Origin of the sequence: Candidatus Halocynthiibacter alkanivorans (assembly GCF_003333265.1) — a bacterium.
GTDB lineage: Bacteria > Pseudomonadota > Alphaproteobacteria > Rhodobacterales > Rhodobacteraceae > Halocyntiibacter_A > Halocyntiibacter_A alkanivorans.
The window spans coordinates 1-2,845 of sequence record NZ_QOLB01000011.1; the positions used below are offsets into that span (position 1 = coordinate 1).

A 2,845-nucleotide genomic window follows, 5' to 3' on the forward strand; every position below is an offset into this window, starting at 1 on the left:
CTGCTCAAAATCCTCGGCGCCAGATAGGGGTAAAACGCGAAACAAAATGGCTCCATGTTTAACTAAACGCTGTTTTAACGCAGGGTAGTTTTGTGCGACCAAATCATCAAATTGTTGTTTATCTTCTGCTACTTGCGCGTTGTGTGGCTTAATGACCAGTGGAAAATCCAACCCTGAGACTTGTTTCTGCTCATCGATCACATCTATTAATATACTCATAGTGTTACTCCAAATAAGCTATTTTCAGCACTTGAATTAACCATTAGACATGTTAATAACATCCAAGAACCCAAGATAGCGAAAGCCTAGTAATTATTTTTATTGATCTGATAACAGCTTATCAAGCATCTACAAAATAGTAAATCAATAGTGAATGAATTATTGATTTACTGTCTGTATTTGCCCCTATAGCGGTAAAGAATTTCAGCTAAAAAACTTTTAGCGTATAAAATCAAAACCTTGTTCAGTCAATTCTACCGCTTTGCCAGTAGCGGCAGAGTGCTGCGCAGCCATACCTATCACCACTGCTTTTAATCCATCATCAACAGAGACATCGACAGCGGCACCTTCGACAATTGCCTGATAAAAACCTAGATGCTGGTAGTAAGTTGATCCGTTGTGATCCCCCGCTGCTAACAATTTCGCATCGACTTCCACATAGCTAGTCACTGGGCCTTTGGGCAACCTCGGTGATTTGACCAGCTTGGCAATTGGCGCCGGCCCCAGCTCTTTGACGGGCCAAAAACGACCTGGGCCTGGCACAAAACACTCTAACTTAGCTGATGTACCCACGGCACTGATGTGCTCTTGATACTCGGCGCCCTCTGCAAACATATTTAACTCCAACATCGCCCTTAAACCATTGGCGAAGTCTAATATTACGTAGGCATTATCAATAATATCCGCAGCTTGCCCCGCGTAGCTTTCATCTAAATGATTCACATCTTGCCCAGTACTGGCATAAACCCGCACCACTTCACTGCCCCTTAGCTAACGCATCAAATCAAAGAAATGGCAGCATTTCTCTACCAATGTGCCCCCAGTATTTTGGTTGAAGCGGTTCCAATCACCCACCTTATACAAAAACGGAAAACGGTGTTCGCAGATAGTCAGCATTTTCACAGGCCCTATTTCGGCCGCTGCTACACTTTGTCTAAATTGATTAATAACAGGCATATAGCGATATTCCATCGCCACCCAAATAGGTGCACTATGGGCGTCAGCAGCTTGTTTAATCGCTGCTATTTGTGCTACATCAGTCACTATTGGCTTTTCTATCAATACCGCTAAATCACTGTGCTGCAAAATATACAATAATTGCTCAGCGTGCTGATAATTAGGCGTTACTACCACTATTGCATCTAATTGAGGATGTTTAATTAGCGCGGCTAAATCATCATAAAAAGACACATCGGCCAATAACTGCTTAGCCCGCTCTCTCATCTCAAGGTTGGGCTCTACTACAGCCACCACTTGTGCACCTTCAATTAAGGCAATATTTTTCACATGCTCTAAACCCATCATGCCGCAGCCAAGTAGTGCGTATTTGACGCTTTTTGTCATTTATTATTATCCTTGTAGTTATCTATATAACGCTCATAGCGTATCTGTTAACACAGTTTATTGCATCTGGCGACTCTTAGCGTTACCTGTCTGCTAGCCCTAGCTTTCGCTGTGTGTTTGCAAGTACCTTAGTAAATCTGCGCACAATAAATTTCCCGCCTTTAAGGTCTTGTCGACAGCTAATAATGTTCAACAGCAATACATAGCGGTCGTTGATTATTGTTGCTAGTGACTGGTTATTTACTAGATTTCAATATCTTCATCAAAATAATGATTCTCTCAGGCAGTTGAAATTATCAGCTAGTCAAAATTCAGCAGAATTTAAAGTATTTTGAAATTCATTCATAAAATTCATTCATAATTCATTTACACAAAAAGAATACACTGATAAGGTTATTAAACAAGATAAGACTATAAAAATAACAACGATAGTATCAAGGACAAGAAATGCTTAACTCTATCAAACTAGCTAATGATCTAACATTATCCCGATTAGTGTACGGTGTCTGGCGCCTCGCAGATGATAGTGACACCTCTGTGGCCAATGTCACGGCAAAAATAGACGCTTGTCTCACACAGGGGATCAGTAGTTTTGACCACGCAGATATCTATGGAGACTATCAGTGCGAAGCCATTTTCGGTAAAGCCCTAGGGAAAAATCCGCAACTGCGCCAACAAATGCAACTGATCAGCAAATGCAATATAGCGCTGAGCTCTGATCATTTCCCGAATCGTCGCGTAAAACACTACGATACTAGCGCGCAGTACATTACCACTAGTGTTGAGCAAAGCTTGATTAACTTACACAGCGACCATCTAGACTTGTTGATGATGCATCGCCCGGATCCTTTTATGGATGCGGCTGCAACAGGGGCGGCACTAGATGCCTTAGTTGATAGCGGCAAAGTGAGAGCGATAGGCGTCTCCAACTTTAGCGCTGCAGACTGGCGTCTACTGCAAAAACACATGCAGCACAAACTGCAAGTCAATCAAATTGAAATCAGCTTGCTGCAATCCCAAAGTTTTACCGACGGCACTTTGGTAGACATGCAATTGGATAATATCCAGCCAATGGCTTGGTCCCCCTTAGCTGGCGGTGCATTATTTTCCGACGGCGCAGCGGCGACCCGATTAAAACCGTTATTCCAGACTCTTTGCGAGCGTTACAATTGCTCTGCAGATCACATTGCTGTGGCCTGGCTACTGGCTCACCCCGCCAACATCATCCCCGTATTAGGTACTAATAACCTGCAGCGCATCGCCTTGTTGTCTAAAGCCTGTG

2 protein-coding genes and 1 pseudogene are annotated in these 2,845 nt (G+C 43.1%); 1 reads left to right on the forward strand and 2 read right to left on the reverse strand.

Annotation, left to right across the window (positions count from 1 at the left end; all coding sequences use genetic code 11):
• The coding region (locus tag DWA01_RS00135; protein ID WP_200832461.1) for a hypothetical protein at positions 1-219 on the reverse strand (219 nt) is incomplete at its 3' end.
• A 219-nt stretch (positions 220-438) separates the two neighbouring features.
• Positions 439-1,563 (reverse strand): annotated as a pseudogene (locus tag DWA01_RS00140) (Gfo/Idh/MocA family protein).
• Between the two features lie 447 nt (positions 1,564-2,010).
• Between DWA01_RS00140 and DWA01_RS00145 the strand changes: the two are divergent.
• Positions 2,011-2,845 (forward strand): aldo/keto reductase (locus DWA01_RS00145; RefSeq protein ID WP_114283615.1); only part of this gene is annotated, 835 nt, incomplete at its 3' end.